16 protein-coding genes are annotated in these 16,902 nt (G+C 43.5%); 4 read left to right on the forward strand and 12 right to left on the reverse strand.

The genetic code is table 11. The annotated features are described in order from the left end of the window. Positions 1 to 215: 215 nt before the first annotated feature. The 8 genes from RMY31_RS19325 to RMY31_RS19360 all read right to left on the reverse strand — a co-directional run bounded on the left by RMY31_RS19325 (position 216) and on the right by RMY31_RS19360 (position 6,832). Entirely contained in the window at positions 216 to 1,613 is a 1,398-nt protein-coding gene (locus RMY31_RS19325) for an ATP-binding protein (RefSeq protein WP_322659591.1), read from the reverse strand. A gap of 22 nt (positions 1,614 to 1,635) precedes the next feature. Further along, positions 1,636 to 2,175 carry a methanogen output domain 1-containing protein gene (locus tag RMY31_RS19330; RefSeq protein WP_322659589.1) on the reverse strand — a complete coding sequence of 180 codons (540 nt, stop codon included), beginning with the start codon at positions 2,173 to 2,175 and terminating at the stop codon, positions 1,636 to 1,638. Positions 2,176 to 2,358: 183 nt separating this feature from the next. Then, positions 2,359 to 2,973, reverse strand: a complete 615-nt coding sequence (locus tag RMY31_RS19335; protein WP_322659588.1) for a HEAT repeat domain-containing protein — start codon at positions 2,971 to 2,973, stop codon at positions 2,359 to 2,361. Between the two features lie 137 nt (positions 2,974 to 3,110). Next, complete coding sequence (locus RMY31_RS19340) at positions 3,111 to 4,376, reverse strand: HEAT repeat domain-containing protein (RefSeq protein WP_322659587.1); 1,266 nt, start codon at positions 4,374 to 4,376, stop codon at positions 3,111 to 3,113. Positions 4,377 to 4,684: 308 nt separating this feature from the next. Further along, positions 4,685 to 5,179 carry a bleomycin hydrolase gene (locus RMY31_RS19345; RefSeq protein WP_322659585.1) on the reverse strand — a complete coding sequence of 165 codons (495 nt, stop codon included), beginning with the start codon at positions 5,177 to 5,179 and terminating at the stop codon, positions 4,685 to 4,687. Positions 5,180 to 5,283: 104 nt separating this feature from the next. Then, positions 5,284 to 5,841: a bleomycin hydrolase gene (locus RMY31_RS19350; RefSeq protein WP_322659583.1), complete on the reverse strand. Its 558-nt coding sequence runs from the start codon at positions 5,839 to 5,841 to the stop codon at positions 5,284 to 5,286. A 400-nt stretch (positions 5,842 to 6,241) separates the two neighbouring features. Next, positions 6,242 to 6,409: an NblA/ycf18 family protein gene (locus RMY31_RS19355; RefSeq protein WP_322659582.1), complete on the reverse strand. Its 168-nt coding sequence runs from the start codon at positions 6,407 to 6,409 to the stop codon at positions 6,242 to 6,244. A 261-nt stretch (positions 6,410 to 6,670) separates the two neighbouring features. Then, positions 6,671 to 6,832, reverse strand: coding sequence for a hypothetical protein (locus RMY31_RS19360; protein WP_409878101.1), 162 nt, complete (start codon positions 6,830 to 6,832; stop codon positions 6,671 to 6,673). 214 nt (positions 6,833 to 7,046) lie between these two features. On the opposite strand from RMY31_RS19360, the gene RMY31_RS19365 reads away from it, so the two are divergent. The 3 genes from RMY31_RS19365 to RMY31_RS19375 all read left to right on the forward strand — a co-directional run bounded on the left by RMY31_RS19365 (position 7,047) and on the right by RMY31_RS19375 (position 9,235). After that, the gene (locus RMY31_RS19365; RefSeq protein ID WP_322659581.1) at positions 7,047 to 7,679 is read left to right on the forward strand and encodes a phycobiliprotein lyase; all 633 of its coding nucleotides are present in this window, start codon (positions 7,047 to 7,049) and stop codon (positions 7,677 to 7,679) included. Next, entirely contained in the window at positions 7,642 to 8,229 is a 588-nt protein-coding gene (locus RMY31_RS19370; RefSeq protein WP_322659580.1) for a hypothetical protein, read from the forward strand. Before RMY31_RS19365 ends, RMY31_RS19370 begins: the two co-directional genes overlap by 38 nt. Positions 8,230 to 8,467: 238 nt before the next feature. Then, a complete protein-coding gene (locus RMY31_RS19375; protein WP_322659579.1) occupies positions 8,468 to 9,235 on the forward strand; it encodes a phycobilisome rod-core linker polypeptide in 768 nt (255 codons plus the stop codon). A 465-nt stretch (positions 9,236 to 9,700) separates the two neighbouring features. Here RMY31_RS19375 and RMY31_RS19380 read toward each other — a convergent pair whose 3' ends face one another. The 4 genes from RMY31_RS19380 to RMY31_RS19395 all read right to left on the reverse strand — a co-directional run bounded on the left by RMY31_RS19380 (position 9,701) and on the right by RMY31_RS19395 (position 13,352). Further along, positions 9,701 to 10,120, reverse strand: a complete 420-nt coding sequence (locus tag RMY31_RS19380) for a helix-turn-helix transcriptional regulator (RefSeq protein WP_322659578.1) — start codon at positions 10,118 to 10,120, stop codon at positions 9,701 to 9,703. A 256-nt stretch (positions 10,121 to 10,376) separates the two neighbouring features. Further along, positions 10,377 to 11,057, reverse strand: coding sequence for a hypothetical protein (locus tag RMY31_RS19385; protein WP_322659577.1), 681 nt, complete (start codon positions 11,055 to 11,057; stop codon positions 10,377 to 10,379). An 8-nt stretch (positions 11,058 to 11,065) separates the two neighbouring features. After that, positions 11,066 to 12,544: a flavin-containing monooxygenase gene (locus RMY31_RS19390; protein WP_322659575.1), complete on the reverse strand. Its 1,479-nt coding sequence runs from the start codon at positions 12,542 to 12,544 to the stop codon at positions 11,066 to 11,068. Beyond that, complete coding sequence (locus RMY31_RS19395) at positions 12,528 to 13,352, reverse strand: SDR family NAD(P)-dependent oxidoreductase (protein ID WP_322659574.1); 825 nt, start codon at positions 13,350 to 13,352, stop codon at positions 12,528 to 12,530. The genes RMY31_RS19390 and RMY31_RS19395 overlap by 17 nt, the downstream gene beginning before the upstream one ends. Positions 13,353 to 13,873: 521 nt before the next feature. Between RMY31_RS19395 and pruA the strand changes: the two genes are divergently transcribed. Then, the gene (gene pruA, locus RMY31_RS19400; protein ID WP_322659572.1) at positions 13,874 to 16,861 is read left to right on the forward strand and encodes an L-glutamate gamma-semialdehyde dehydrogenase; all 2,988 of its coding nucleotides are present in this window, start codon (positions 13,874 to 13,876) and stop codon (positions 16,859 to 16,861) included. Positions 16,862 to 16,902 lie beyond the last annotated feature (41 nt).

A 16,902-nucleotide genomic window follows, 5' to 3' on the forward strand; every position in this document is an offset into this window, starting at 1 on the left:
GAAGGTGAGCTACTACGGTGGACGGGTTCCCAAGGCACTCCGTTGGGGAGGCAGTACGTTGCGGAGGTTCCCTCCGTTGAAGTAACTGCCGTCGGCTTTGCCGACTTGTTCGCTCAAGCGTGTTCCCGCAGGGTAGGAAGTGCCGTTAGCGACAAAGGAGCGTCACCCATTCGCTCAAGCGCGTTCCCGCAGGGTAGGGCTGAAGGCAGAGGTATTTAACCTTTATTTAAGCAATTAATAGGAATCTTAATTACAAATTCTGTGCCTTTTCCCGGAGTAGATAAACAGCTAATTTGTCCGCTATGTTTTTTCACTATAATTTGATAGCTTATAGATAAACCTAGCCCAGTACCTTTGCCAACAGTTTTAGTAGTAAAAAATGGATCGAATAACTTTGTTCGGACTTGTTCATCAATTCCGGAACCATTATCTTGAATGCTAATTGTAACCCAATTATCCTCTATAAAATCAGTTGCAATTTTAATTTTAGGACTACTAATATATAATTTTTGACTTTCAGCTTCTTGGGAATTGATTACTGATAAACTAGAATTTTTATATGAATCTTCTAGTGCATCAATGGCATTGGCAAGAATATTCAGAAATACTTGATTAATTTGGCTAGAATAGCAAGTTACTCTAGGAATTGTTCTATACTCTTTAATAACTATAATTTCTGGACACTCATTTTTAGCTTCTAAACGATGTTTTAACATCATTAAAGTGCTATCTATTCCTTCATGAATATCAACTTCCTTAATATCTGCTTCATCTAACCTAGAGAAGTTACGTAATGACTGGACAATTTCTTGGATACGCTTTGTTCCTGTCATCATCGATTGAAATATGTGAGCAAAGTCTTGGATAATAAAATTAAAATCCATGACTTCGATTTTATTTTGAATTTCTGGGGGATTGTTAGGAAAATGATTTTGATAAAGTTTTACTAATTCTAATAATTCTTCAATATACTTTTGAGCATAGTAAAGGTTACCATAAACAAAGTTAATAGCATTATTAACCTCATGAGCAATACCAGCAACCATCTGACCTAAGCTAGACATTTTCTCAGCTTGAATCAGCTGAGCTTGAGTAAGTTGTAACTCATTTAATGTTTGTCTTAAAGCTTTTGTACGTTCTTGAACGCGAATTTCTAGTTCTTCGTTTGCTTTTGAGAGAGCTTCTTCTGCTTGTTTACGTCTTTGAATTTCTTTAGATAATTCGTCTAGTTTTTTATTCAAAAGGACAAAATTATTACTAGTGGTAGCACGATTTTCCAAACGTAGGAGAATCAGAGCTGATGACTCAGAAGACAAGGGTTGAATAACTGCACCCTGACTACGACATATTAATGTTTGCCCATCATTTTTGCGTATAGTCAGAGTGCCAAGAATCATTGCTCTACTGGTTGAACAAGCTTGCAAATACTTGATTAGATCGTTGGCAGGTTCAATGACTAAATCAAAGAGCATTCTTTGTTTGAATTCCTGACGGCGTAATCCCAACAAATTTGCTGCTGGTTGATTGCCAGCTAATAGCTGACCATCACCGTTTACCATTAGTAATGCTTCTGGTAAAACTCTGGCAAATTCAAGAAACTGTTCAGGAGTCATAGGTTTCTAATTTGAGAGTTTACTATGCTTCTAGTCCTCTAAAGTATTCTCGACCTTCTGCATCTTCTGACTCTTCTGTAACTTTTAAATAAACAACCACTCTGCATCCAGCAGCACCTTGTGCTATGGTTTCTTGCAATTCTACTTTGGCATATCCAAGATTGTTAGCTGTTATCGTCCCAAAAACATTTGAGGTCATCATACACATGGCGGGGCGATCGCGTACTTTTTCCGCAAATGGGCAGATACGGTTACCAAATACAATTTTTTCTTCGTTCTGCTCAATTATATAAAAATCGCCTTGAATTCGTTTTTTCAAATCAACTAAAACAGCTGCGACTTGCTCAGGGGAAAGATTTGAAACTTCCAAGGCAGACTTATAATTTTGGTTAATCTGCTTACCCATCCTTTCCCCAACTACACTAATAAATCCAGAGGCTTCTTCTAATCCAACTACTTGCTGTAAAGTACCAGATAATTCGCGAATTAATGTGCGTAAGAATATATCCCGCTCCAAAGGTATATTGATAGCGTTTATCGAGGACTCAAGGGAATTGTTCATAAATTCTAAGGTTGCAGTTTTTGAACTACAGTCTTAGAATTCCCCAACATGTCGCAAAAATAACTACTTCACAAGCCAACTGGTACAGCACAGCGAAAATAAATCACCTCTTTTTTTTAAAAACAGATACATCAAGCAACACACACACGCGATCGCAACTGAATCCAAACTACTTATGTAATTCTACGGTCTTTGTCTGCTATTATTTCTAACTAAATCTAAACGAGATAATGCACTAGTGGCTGACTCTCGTACATAGGAGTCGGCAGACTCATCATTAACAAGAGCTGTGAGTATCTCCGCTCCCCGGCTATCACCAATGGTGGCGAGGGCATTTACAATCGCTACTGCCAGCGCCACGTTATCTGTTGTCTCCAGAGTCTCTATTAAAATGTCTTGACCGGGAACACCAATCTCACCCAAAGCCATTACGGATGTCAGACCGACAACAGGGTTTGGGTCATGGAGTGCAGTCTTTAATCCTTGCAAAGCTTCGTTAGGGAAGGGAACGTCAGGATAGTTGACAGCGATTTGGGTTAGTCCCTTGGCACAACTGCTTTGAATGGTGACATTCTTGCTGCTCAGCAATAACTCAACTAGCGGCATTGTGGCATCTGGACCGATGACACCCAGTGCTTTGACAGCTGCCCGTCGATAAGTAACGTCTTCCTCTCCTAAAATGTCTATCAGTCGAGGAATGGTAGTTTCATCGCGGGTTTCTGCCAGTTCTAGTGAAGCTCGTTCCCGCAAGTGGGGATTGGGATGTTTTAGTTGTTGAAAAAGATGGTCTTGAGTCATAAGTTGTCAGTGGTCAGTTGTCATTAGTAGAGACGCGATTAATCGCATCTGTACAGTTGTCAGTTGTCAGTTGTCAGGAGGCAGAAGGCAATAATTATTCTCCGCGTCTTTGCGTCCCCTTATCTCCTCCGCTTTCTTTATAATTTTCCTGCTTTTGCACGAATCAACCAGTCTTGGTCGTTGGCAGCGATTTTGTGAGCGCTGGTATCGCCGAGCTTCTCTAATGCCATTAATGTGGCATATTTTAAGTCCCAGATTTTTGTTTCCAGGCTTTTTTTCAGTTCGGGAATGGCTCTTTGGTCGCCGAGTTCGCTCAAAGCGATCGCTGCTGCTGTCCGGGATTTTTGATACTGGGGTTGCGGGTTGTGCAATGCTTCAACGAGCAAATCGTAGGCAGGGGCATGTTTGAGCCAGCCGAACAGCTTCATTACATGGAAATGGGCACCATAGTCGTTGTTAGCTTCTTCTGCATAGGTGGCAAAGAGTGCAGCTGGTGCATCCTCTGAGTACTGTTCGAGAATGGTCTTGGTTGCTAGATAGCAGCGCCCAAAGTCTGTTTCATACAATTGCTGTATGAGAAATGGCAAGGCGGGCGATCGATCGTAGACATGTACCAATTCCAAATCGTTAGGATGGTCGCGCAATGTTTGCTCTAGATAAGGTTGAATATCTGCAAAGGCAATTGCTCCTTCAGGAATTCCAGCGTCTGCCAGCATCCGTATCCCCCGCAGCCGAAAGACAAGAGATACCGGACACCGCGCAATGTTGGGAATAGCGTCGTAATACTTGGCATCGATTAAATCTTGGATGGACAGCCGACGAGCAAGCACATTCGGGTGTTGCAACATCGCCACTACCTTCGCCATGTGAGTATAGTCTCTCGTAAAACGGCAGACTGCCGCGATCGCTGCACTTGCTGTAGGTGCGTCATCGTCGTCTACAAATTTGCGAATTCTCTCTAAAGCAGGTTTGTAATCCAACTTTGTCAGCGTATGAATAATCACCCGATAAGTTTGTCCTGGTTTGTCCAGCAGTTGAGCTACTTCTTCGAGGATATCTGAGTCTTGAGTGCCAATTTCAGCGATCGCCCAAACTGCATTTTCCACGGTATAGCAGTCTTCATCTGCCAGACAAGTGCGAATTACGGGTAAAGCTTGCGTCGCCTGTAGCCGCCCTAAACTTTCCACCGACTTCCGTCGTACGATGCGGTTATCTAGTGAATGGTCAGTTTTCTGTACCGCTCGCATCAAAGCATTAATCGAGCGCTCCGTTGGAAAGTTTACCAAATGAGAAGCGGCAATGTAGCGAGAATCATCCTCATTCACTTGTTCTTGAGGCGTATCTAAAATGGCAATAGCTTGGTCTTCTGTGAGATTAAAAATATTAAAAAAGCGTTTATCCATAAAATTAGGGGTGTAGGGGTGCAGGGGTATAGGAGTGTAGGTGAAAGTAAGAGGAGTAATATTAATTCGTAATTTGTAATTAAGAAACTCGATTTAATCTGTGACTTTACTTTTTTCAAATTGGTATAACAAAAGTTTAGATGAAAACTATGTTTCCCTAAACCCCTACACTTTTAGTTCTACATAAAAACAAGCCTGGGGATTCTTTGCCAGTACTCAACCTTACTAGGTAAAGCAACACGCCAAGAGTCCTCAGGCTTGTAGGGCAGATTCTACCCTGTTACGAACTTACAAGTCTAGCAATTCGACTATGACAAAGAGTTGATTGCGTAGTCGAGGAGAGCATTGTATTCAACCAACGCTTGAGCAGACAAGTCGCGAGGAGAACAACCGCGATTGCGAGCAAATGTCAATGCTTCAACGTAAGGAGCAGTTGGCAAGCCTAAAGCACGATAAACTTCGCGCTGACCAGCAATACCCCACTCATCCAATGGACCTGTACCACCGACTACCAAGCTATACTGGATCAGACGTAGGTAGTGCTTGACATCACGCAGACACTTATCTTTGAAAACCTGAGTAGAGTTAGCTTCGCCAGAATTGTTCAGGTAAGGATACTTTTTGATAGAAGCATCGTAAGCTTCTTTAGCAACTTGATCGAGATTGTTGCCTAGCTTTTCAGCAGCTTCTAGACGAGCAGCTGCACGCTGAATGCTACCTTGAACTGATTCTAGATCGGAACTGGTAGGAAAACGACCAGCCGCATCAGCGGACGCAATCACGGTGGTAAGAACTGATTTCATGCTTATATCTCCGAATGGATGTTATCAGAACGTCTCGGTAATCGTTTTGAAGCTTGAGTTTTGAGTTTTGAGTTAAATTTTCTAACTCATAACTGGGATGAGGACTAGCTCAGAGCCGAAATAACGCGATCGAAGTAGCTAGCTGCTTCAGCGGTCAGCGCGGAGCAGTCACCTTGAGCAGAACCCATTTTGCGGAATCTCTTACCACCTGCGGCTTCAGTGTTGGTGTCATTGATGTGAGCAAGAGAGCTAGCCTTCATGATTTGAACGGCACGCACGCTGGAGGTGGTGGGTACGCCCAAAGCAGCATAAGTTTCTTTCAAACCGTTCAAAGCACGATCGTCGAGAACGGAAGCATCACCAGAAAGTAACGCATAAGTAACGTAGCGCAGGAGGATTTCACCATCACGCAAGCAAGCAGCCATGCGACGGTTGGGATAGCAGTTACCACCAGCTTGGATCAAACCTTGGTTTTCGCAAACGATACCAGCTACCGCGTCAGAAACGATACAGCTAGCGTTGCTAGCGATCGCGTTAACTGCATCTAAGCGCTTGTTACCTTCAGCAATAAACTTCTTCAGTTCTCCAATTCCGCTGGTGCCGATAGGAGCAGTGCTGGCATCTGCTGCGACTACAGATCTAGAAAAAGCATCAAGAACCATTGAGCTCTCCTTGTTAGTAAATCAGGATATCGCCTGTCGTTTGACAAGACATATAGAACATAAAAGATGAGGGGTACCTCAGTCTCAGTTATGAAAAACAAAGCAACAATCCTTAACATTCACAAAATAACCCTCAATCAGAGTCTTCTGACTGAGGGCAATAAAAATAACGATTTTCAGATATTTAGATCGATGAAACACCCAATTTAGGGAAGTCAGCGGCCATGTTAGTTTTGAATTTTAGGTTTTTCTTCTAATCCAAAATTGATAATTTCATATTTAAAATTGACTGGCTCCCCAAGCAAACGCATATTACAGACAATCAAGATCCTTTATAAAACACTCAAATCAATAAGGATTAGCAAAACAAGGTAGATTGCGCCTGTCGATGAGGATACGGCTAAACTTGCTTGAGCAGATGCTTAATTACGTTTTCTTTGATCATTAGTTGTCGTAAAACCTCTAGAAGAAACTCCTGAGATTGCTGTTGGTTTAACCCCTTAACCTGCTCTTCGTAGACCTTGAGGTTAAATTTTTGCTCTAAGCTGAGTCCTGTTGGCATATCCATAGTTTTTACCTCCGGCTTTTCGCAACATGCCTCGTTCAACTTTCTATATCTAGATTAACAAAAGTAACACATACTTGACAAGTGGCCGCTTTTAGACGTTTCCGAATAAAATTACCCCACTAATTCAATTTATACAAGTAGCATCTAGAGAAAGCATCTAGAAGATGGGAGATTATGAAAGTATCTGAAGGAGTAGGAAAGCTGAGGGGCAGAGGGACAGAGGGGCAAGGGAGCGGAGGAAGAAATAACCAACTACTGACCCTACCCTGCGGGTTCTGCTTTAGCAGTACGGGTGACGCTCGATGACTCGCTAACGCTTTTAGCGCCGCCTTTTGGGCGAAGACTCGCTAACGTCAGTTGTTCATGGGGGAAACCACGCCACTTGCTACCCTGCGGGTTCTGTGTTCGCGCTAGCGTCTCCATAGGAGAAGGAGTACAAGTCGGCAGAGCTGACAGCAGTTACTTCAACGGAGGGAACCTCCGCAACGTACTGCCTCTGCAACGCAGTGGCTCCCCAAAACCACACTGACTCACAACTGACAACTGACTTCTGCCTCCTAGTTTTATGATGTAGAAGGTAGAGTTACTCAATTTTGAACACTAGAAAATATCCTCGATAGGAGTCAGATTTCAATTTATGGATGCAATGGAGTTTTTTCAACTCAGTACTGGGCGGTGGCGATCGCAACGCACCACACATCACTTGGCCTTCAAACGCTCTGAAAAAGGTGAATCCGAAATTCAGATCGAAGTTCTGACCGCTGACGATCCTAAAATAATTGAGATTTGCCAACTCCATGAATTTGACTCTAGCTTGGCAGTCGGTGGAGCTTTTGTTTCTTGGCAAGGCTCAATGGGATGGGATAGAGAAGAAGAAAACCACACAGGTTCGACTGTGTTTGCACTGTTACCAGATACCGCTGATGGTCGACAAGGAACGCTGCTGCGGGAGCGAGGTTATGCCGAAATTGTCCCTGTAGCAGGTCGCTATCACATGGATGAAGAGGATGGGTTAGTTTTAACGACCGAATACGAAACCATGAGTTCGATTGAACGATTTTGGTTTGCCAGCCCCAGCCTCCGGATGCGGACTAGTACTGTGAAACGGTTTGGCGGTTTCAGTACTGCTACATTCTGTACTGAATTCCGGATTGCAGATGTTTCAGAGGCTGCCTCGAATGCAGATGTAGCTGGTCTCTCAAACCTTAACCCCGAGCAAATTCAAAAAGCTATTGAACCGACAAAATCTTTTTCCTTCTTTGGCTGGTAAATTGCTGCTGACAACCAGCACCGATCCATTTACCCGTGGGTTAGATTACCTGTATGGTGTTCGCAGCTTGGCTTTAGACCCAGGGATAGTGGATGTGGTTTATGACTTAGACAACCGCATTCCTATCTGTACCTGGGTTGGCAATCATATTGATGCGCTTAACACTAAACTCAACGTTTATCTCCAAGCTTGCCATGACTGTTTTCATCCGTGGGAACAGTGTGCGATTCAGATATTAGCGGCTCCCTTCGCTCAATCCTTTGGGATTGATGGTCTGTGTAATCTGCAAACAGACCCAATTACTATCCTGATTGATGTGGGACGAGTGCTGCCAGAAGACTGGTGGTTATTGGTTATGCACGAATATGCCCATGCTCATGCTGGTTCTCCTGGACATCATCAGGAGTTTGCTAAATCTTTAGCTCATCTGTGCCTGGGACTAGCGATCGCACCTCCTTCCTGTCAACCTGGTATGGAAGCTAGCTTGCGGTCTTATCCCAACTGCCGTCCTACTAAAGACCCTTTGGCGTTTTGGCGAGGACTAGGGTAAAGCAAAGAGGCAGGGGGAGCAGGGGAAGCAGGGGAGCAGAGGGGCAGAGGGGCAAAGGAAGAAATAAATAACTCTTAACTACTGACCACTGACTCTTAACTCCCCAATCCCTTGAAAATGAAAATCAAATTAACATATGTAACGCTTCATTAAACTAAATCGAATAAAAGTCCCCCTTAACCGTATGATTGTGAGTAATTATGCAAAATATTTTGTAAAGAAAGGAAGTTTTTTCGGCGTGGCAATTCCTCTTTTAGAGTATTCTCCATCCTCTCAGAATCAGCGTGTTGTCGGGTACGAAGTTCCTGGGGATGAGCAACCCCGGATCTACTCCACACAAAACCTGCTTTCTTCTACGGAACTAGACAATCTGATCGAAGCGGCATATCGTCAGATTTTCTTCCATGCCTTTGCTGCGGATCGCGAACGTTTCTTGGAGTCCCAACTCCGCAGTGGTCAAATCACTGTTCGAGACTTCATTCGTGGCTTATTGCTGTCTAATACATACAAGCGTAGTTTCTACGATCTCAACAGCAACTATCGCTTTGTTGAGCAAACAGTACAGCGAGTCCTCGGTCGTGACGTTTACGATAACCGGGAAAAGCTTGCTTGGTCAATTGTTGTTGCGACAAAGGGTAATAAAGGCTTTGTCGATGATTTACTCAACAGCGATGAATATTTAGAAGCCTTTGGGTACGACACCGTTCCCTACCAGCGTCGTCGAGTTCTACCTGGACGAGCAGAAGGTGAACTGCCTTTCAACATCAAGTCTCCACGCTACGATGATTACTATCGCGGCAAATTGGGCTTCCCACAAGTTATATGGCAAACCGTCGTTCGTAGCTACGTTCCTCAAGACAAGCAGGCTAAAGCAGGTAATCCATCTCTATTCCTCGATATGGCGCAGAGCATAAATCCACGAGGTAATCAACCTCAACAAATCTCGGCGCAGAATATTAATATTGAGCAGTCTGTACCTTATCGCAAATTGTCTGGCATAAATTAGGCATATCCCTGTTCAGTTCATGGGGACATTGCAAAATTTGAAGCTTGGAGATGAGAAGTCAACGATTTCCCACTTCCAAGCTTCAATTGTATTCTTTAGTGTAAATACAGAGTAGGGGAGACGCGGGAACAAGGAGAATAACTCCTTTTGACCATTGCCTACTGACACTACCCTGCAGGTTCTCCGTTCGCGCTAGTGTCTCCGTGGGAGAAGGAGTATGGGTGACGCTTCTGCGTCGCTAACGCTGCGCTAATGTCAGTTGTTCATGGGGGAAACCACGCCAGATGCTCCACTTGGGGAGCCACTCCGTTGCGGTGAGCAGTCCGTTGGGCGGCTTCGCCGACTTGAAGGAACTGTGAACCCTGCGGGAAGGCGTTCCCCCATTGTAGGCGGAACGCCTTCCCGCAGGGTAGGAAGTGGCGTGAGACCCCAAGACCGCACTGACTCGCAACTGGCAAATGCCGATCAAGCACTTTCCTCATCCTTTGCGCGAAAGCCTAGCTCCATCAGTGCTTTGCGGATTTTAGCTTTAGAAGGACGAATTGTGGGAGGAGTTAATCCCATCTCTCTAGCAGTCTCAAACATCTCTCTCATCAGGACATCTAGAGAGTTATCATTCGCATCTTCTGGGAGCTTCTCAATTCTTCCTTCGTAAGCTAGTGTGTAAAGTTCTAGATGGTGCATATCCATTACTCTAGCCAGCTTCCTCAAGGTTTCAGGCGTGGGACAGGTTCCTTTAAAGCAGGCTCCTCTCAGCCTGGGTTGAGGAATTCCAGACAACTCTGCGAGACGGTTCATACTGATACCCTGCTCTTCAAGATGTTGAAGAATTAACCGTCCTAACGGGGAGCAATCTTCATATTTTATTTGTAACCTTGCTGGCATTATCTCAGTATCAAGGGGATACGGTTATCTATAGGATAAGCTGTAAAACATTTAATTTGCAATAACGCAATTACCTTTATGTTTTAATTTCGTGACTTATTTAATATTAGCTTGTTATTGTTATATTGGTCTATGTAATAATTTTTGTAATTTTTGTACTGATTTTAATCTTTGTTCTAATACCGTATTGAAACTTATCTGGAATTGCTTTTGAGGCTTTTATCTATTCTTAATTTTTTCTGGAAATGCTTGTTTTTTATATGTCATAAGCTTGTGTATTTTGTCTAAATATAAACCTAGTTTTTTGCTTTAAATCTGAAAGTGTTTGAATTTCTCCTTGAAGATTATAGCGGGCAGATTGTTCCGCTACCTCGAACATCAAGGGCGTAAAGTAGATACGTTGGCGCTGCAAAAATCGCTCTAAAACCTGCCTCCGACCTGCAATGTACTCGGCTTCTGATACCCAGGCATATTCCTGACGAATTGCATAGGCGTATTCTTGATATTGAATTGGGTTAGCAGCTAAAATCGCCAAGTCTGCATCGAGTAGGACTTGGCTATTATAGTCATCCGCAGCAGCTTGGTGATATTTAGTGTTAAGAATGAGACGGCTGACAGTGTCTATAGTATTTGTTGGAATTCCCAAACTACTTAGCAGATCGCAAGCAGAGTTCGCGCTTCTTTCTTCGTTATCTTTAGCCTGAGTGTCATACACAATATCATGAAACCAAGCAGCAAGTTTCACCGCAGCGAGGTTTTGAGGATAGGCTTGCAAAGTATCAACTGTGCTGAGGACTTGATGAATGTGTTTTAGTGTGTGGTAGTAGCGATCGCCAGTAGAATAAGCCTCAACTAAACAAGTAAAGCCTTGCTCAATTGCTACTCCATCGACTCCAAAGCCTTGGAGTGTATGTTGCCAGTGACAAAATAATTGCACCGCTATTTTTATCTCACTAAAGACTGAATTTGCTGAATACTTGGCGAGGGAGGGAGTGGCTGGTTACGAAAGCTAGGATGTTGGGCATCAATTTGGCGTGCTTTTGTCACAAGCCGATTAAATGACAGATCGGTAAGTTTTAATTGATTAAAAAATTCCTGTGGATCGCAAAGATGAGTGTTTGGTAGCTTGTGTCCCATTTCTTTGAACACTAAACCAAGAGGCACATTAATTTCATCTTGGAGTTTGAGATATCGACAGAACATTGGGCCGTAAGCTGCAATTACCGAACCAACCCCACCTCTTACTTGTGCCCAACCGACATAATACAGTCCTTTGTAATCATCAAGAAACGAGTCTGCGTAACATTTGACTACCGACCCTTCAACGCGCTGAAGTTCTGGAGGTAGGAATGGATAAGCAACATAGTAACCTGTTGCACAAATGATGAGGTCAAATGTCTCTCGACTACCATCTACAAATTCCACTTCCCAGCCATCGAGGCGACTTACAGCAAGCTTGGGAGTGATTCTGCCATGCTTGAGGTAATAGGGCACTTCACTATTGATAGTAGGATGTTTCTCGAAAATTCGATGTTTAGGTTTGGATAGACCATAATCTTCGTGGCTACCGAAACTCAGACGGATGATTGCATATACTGTGAACCGCGACAACCATTGTGGCGATCGCCATTTAGGTAGACTTGGAACTGAGACTCCAGCAAATTTATGGCTACCGAAAGCCTGACGTATAATTTTCAGAATTGTCAGCCGTTGCAACCATTTTGGCGATCGCCATGCTGGTAAATCAGCAACTGGGATGCCAGCAAATGTCTTTGGGATAAACCAAACTGATTCGCGCATACTCAAAACAGACTTGGCACTGACGCGGGCTGCTTCTGCGGCTATATCGCAAGCTGAGTTTCCAGCCCCAATCACCAAAACTCGCTTTCCACGCAGTTGGTCTGGATGCTTGTAATCTTTTGAATGGATAATCTCACCGTTGAATTCTCCCTGAAATTTGGGAAAACGTTTGCACCAGTGATGACCATTGCACATCACTACCCCTTTGTAGATTCGCTGTTCTCCATCAGCAAAAGTGACTTCCCAAAGATTATTTTCAACTGGTCGCACATAACTAATTGTACGATTCAGTTCAATCTGTTCGCGCAAATCAAAGCGATCGCAAAAGGCGTTCAAATAATCCAGCATGTTCTGGGCGCTGGGAAAGTCAGGATAATTATCTGGCATGGGGAAATGAGTAAATTGGGTAATCTTGCGTGACGAAATAATGTGTGCAGTTTCGTAAACGCCGTGATACCAATTTCCGCCGATATTATCGCTAGCATCAACTTGATCGTATGGGATATCAGCAGCTTTAAGTGCTTGAGCCATACCCAATCCAACAAAACCAGCCCCGATAATTAGATGTTTGTCAGCAGTATTGATTATCTTCTGAATTTTAGTAGAGCTACTTACCTTGACCACCTTTCAACCTCCTGACGAATGCATCATTAATCCAGTTCACTATCTGAGGAAAATATCGTTTGAGAAGATGGGCTTTTTTAGCTGTTGCATCGGGAAAGACATGCAATTTGTTATGAATAATTCCTTGAATCGTGGCACGCATAACCTTAGCCGGATCGGTTGCCACATGTTTGAGAAAGTCCTGGCTACTCTTGCCTAAACTGCCAAACCGTTCGCACTGAAGAATTGGGGTACGGCTAAAAAAGGGATAAACAGCCGTGACCTTTACATTGTAGTCTTTTACTTCATGGAAAAATCCTTCACTGAACCCACGCAAACCAAATTTGCTAGCTGAGTAAGGAGTTAATCCAGGTAATACCCACCAGCCTGCTAATGATGAAATGTTGACGATGTGCCCCTGTTGACGGGCAATCATATCAGTAGCAAATAAGGCACTTAATCGCATCGGTGTTAGCAGGTTGATTTGCATCAGACGTTCCCATCTCTCGTTGGGAATTTCATCCATGCGACCAAAGAGGGCAATACCTGCATTGTTAATCAAAATATCGATAGGAATATTAAGTGCTTTCACCTGATGATAAAGGTTTTCACATCCCTCACGGGTAGAGAGATCGATACCCAGACAAGCCAGTATATCACCTGTAAGAACTTGCCGTTGAATGACTGCAACTCGTTCGCGTACAACAGCTTCATCTAGATCCGTTAAAATTAGTCGGCTACCAGCCTCTAATAACTGTCGAGTCAGTTCTTGTCCAAACCCACCAGTTGCACCAGTAATCAGTACAACTGCTTTGTCTAACTGGGTCATATTTCTGTTCCAAATTATTAATTAATGAAATGCTTTCTAAGTAGACAATTTCGTAAATTCGGGACCAATTGAGAGTTTAGATTGAAACGCAAAGAAGCACAGAGAAACGCAAATTATTCGCTACAAATTAATGAAATGCTGTACTAAAAGTCTTTACCAAAGGCACTAAAGTTAGATTTTTACAAAAATTTAGACTTAACGACATTAAAAATACTTCTTATAAAGGTGTACAGACTGACATTGGCAACTTTGCCAGCATCACCGTAATGCTATTTTACAGTTTCTGCAAAAATTCTCTAGGAAAAAACGTAAATATACCTATGTTTTATATGTGGTGGCAGCAAGATGAAAGAGTCACAATAGAAAACACAGACTTCAAGGTGACTGGGTATTAGGGATCGGCGATTAGGGATCGGGGATTAGGGATTGGGGGATTAAGTATTGGGGATTAGAGAAGAAATTTCCCAGTCCCCAACCCCCAGTCCCCAACCCAGTCCCCAAAATTAAGGAGATGACTATCAGTGGTATTACAAGTAAAAACAAGCACCTACGAAGCTAAAACTCAAGAAATTGCTAAACAACTTCTAGCAGCAACTCAAGAAAATCGCTCTTTTTTGGGTTCTTTACGCGATCAAATGCGCTGGGATGATAAATTACTCGCTTGGGCGATGAGTAACCCAGGTTTACGGGTGCAATTATTTCGCTTTATAGACACTTTACCTGCATTGCACAGTAAATCAGAAGTTGCTGCACATTTACAAGAATATTTAGGAGACGAGTCTGTAGAATTGCCAGCAGCCTTGAAGGGAATATTAAACTTTGCTAACCCTGACTCAATGCCAGGACAGGTTGCCGCTACAACCGTTGGCACAGCGGTAGAAACACTGGCTCATAAATATATTTCTGGGGAAAATATTAAACAAGTCATTAAGACAGTTGAAAGACTGCGAAAAGAAAAAATGGCTTTCACCATCGACTTACTGGGTGAGGCGGTGATTACTGAAGCTGAAGCGCAATCTTATCTGGAACGCTATCTAGAATTGATGCAACAATTGGTAGAAGCATCGAAGAGTTGGACAACAATTCCTGCCATTGATGAAGCTGATGGGGAAGCGCTACCAAAAGTCCAGGTTTCTGTGAAATTAACGGCGTTTTATTCGCAATTCGATCCATTAGATGCTAAAGGTAGTGAGGAGCGAGTTAGCGATCGCATTCGTACTCTGTTACGTCGTGCTAAGGAATCGGGCGCAGCTGTACATTTTGATATGGAACAGTATGCCTATAAAGATTTAACTCTAAATATTCTCAAAAAATTATTGCTGGAAGAAGAGTTTAGGCAACGAACAGATATTGGCATCACAATTCAAGCATATTTACGCGATAGCGAAGAAGATGCTAAAGACCTAATTGCTTGGTTAAAACAGCGTGGTTATCCTTTAACAATTCGTTTGGTAAAAGGCGCATATTGGGATCAAGAAACTATCAAAGCAGTACAGAAACATTGGTCGCAGCCAGTTTACAACGATAAAGCCGCAAGCGATGCTAATTTTGAAGTGATAACTCAGTTATTGCTAGAAAATCATCAATATGTGTATTCTGCTATTGGTAGCCATAATGTGCGATCGCAAGCCCGTGCCATAGCCATAGCTGAAAGTGTAAATGTGCCTCGCCGTCGTTTTGAAATGCAAGTTCTATATGGAATGGGCGATAAATTAGCGAAGGCGTTAGTTGATAGAGGTTATCGCGTCAGAGTTTACTGTCCCTATGGGGAATTATTACCGGGGATGGCTTATCTAATTCGCCGATTGCTGGAAAATACAGCTAATAGTTCTTTTTTACGACAAAATTTGGAAAATCGACCGCTAGAGGAACTGTTAGCGCCTCCTGTAGTCCAAGAGGCGAATAATTCTTGTACAGACGCGATTAATCGCGTCTCTAATCATTTCTCTGGCGCGGCGGACACAGATTATGCGGAAGAGGAAGAAAGAAAGATGGCTGCTGAAGCTTTTCAATCTGTTCGGCAACAATTTGGTAGAAGTTATTTGCCGCTGATTAATGGGGAGTACGTTAACACCCCAGAAAGTGTTGATTCTGTTAATCCTTCTAATTTCAGTGAGGTAATTGGCAAGGTTGGACTGATTAGCGTTGAACAAGCCGAACAAGCAATGCAAGCTGCAAAAGCGGCTTTTCCTGGTTGGCGTAAAACACCAGCGAAGCAACGCGCTCTTGTGTTGCGAAAAGCCGCCGATTTGATGGAACAACGCCGTGCCGAACTTTCCGCTTGGATAGTTTTGGAAGTTGGCAAGCCTGTAAAGGAAGCAGATGCAGAGGTTTCTGAGGCGATAGATTTCTGCCGTTACTATGCTGACGAGATGGAACGGTTAGAACAAGGTGTTAATTACGACGTTGCAGGTGAGACGAACCGTTATATTTACCAGCCGCGAGGAATTGCTGTGGTGATTTCTCCCTGGAATTTTCCTTTGGCGATCGCTTGTGGTATGGCTGTTGCAGCCTTGGTTAGTGGTAATTGTACTCTCCTCAAACCCGCTGAAACATCTTCTGTAATTGCGGCGAAATTCACTGAAATCTTGGTAGCAGCTGGCATCCCTAAAGGTGTCTTTCAATACGTGCCTGGGAAAGGTTCGCAAGTCGGCGCTTACCTGGTAAATCATCCCGATACGCATGTAATTGCTTTTACTGGTTCTCAGGAAGTGGGATGTCGAATTTTCGCGGAAGCTGCAACACTAAAACCCGGACAAAGACATATGAAACGGGTAATTGCCGAAATGGGTGGCAAGAATGCGATCGTTGTTGATGAAAGTGCTGATTTAGACCAAGCAGTTGTGGGTGTGGTGCAGTCGGCCTTTGGTTATAGCGGACAAAAATGTTCTGCCGCCTCAAGGGTAATTGTACAGGAACCGATTTATGATGCTTTTGTGCGGCGGTTGGTGGAGGCGACAAAATCCTTAAATATTGGCGAGGCAGAGTTACCCAGTACCCAAGTTGGGCCGGTGATTGATGCTAATGCCCGCGATCGCATCCGCGAGTATATTGAGAAGGGTAAGGCAGAAGCACAATTGGCGTTGGAGTTACCAGCACCGGAACAGGGATATTTTATCGGGCCAGTTATATTTAGTGAAGTGCCACCAAATGGCGTAATTGCCCAACAAGAAATTTTTGGCCCAGTACTGGCGGTAGTTCGAGTAAAAGATTTTCCGGAAGCATTAGCAGTCGCTAATGGTACTAACTACGCCTTGACTGGGGGACTTTATTCCAGAACACCTTCGCACATTCAGCAAGCGCAGGAAGAGTTTGAAGTCGGAAATCTGTACATAAACCGCACTATTACAGGTGCAATTGTTGCACGGCAACCCTTTGGTGGATTCAAACTTTCTGGTGTTGGTTCTAAAGCAGGAGGGCCTGATTATCTGCTGCAATTCTTGGAACCGCGCACAGTGACGGAGAATATTCAACGTCAAGGTTTTGCACCAATTGAAGGTGCGGATTAAATCAGTAGGTAGGGTATATGCCCTACTTATTGTATAATCGA

Source organism: Dendronalium sp. ChiSLP03b, assembly GCF_034531165.2.
GTDB classification, from domain to species: domain Bacteria; phylum Cyanobacteriota; class Cyanobacteriia; order Cyanobacteriales; family Nostocaceae; genus Dendronalium; species Dendronalium minutum.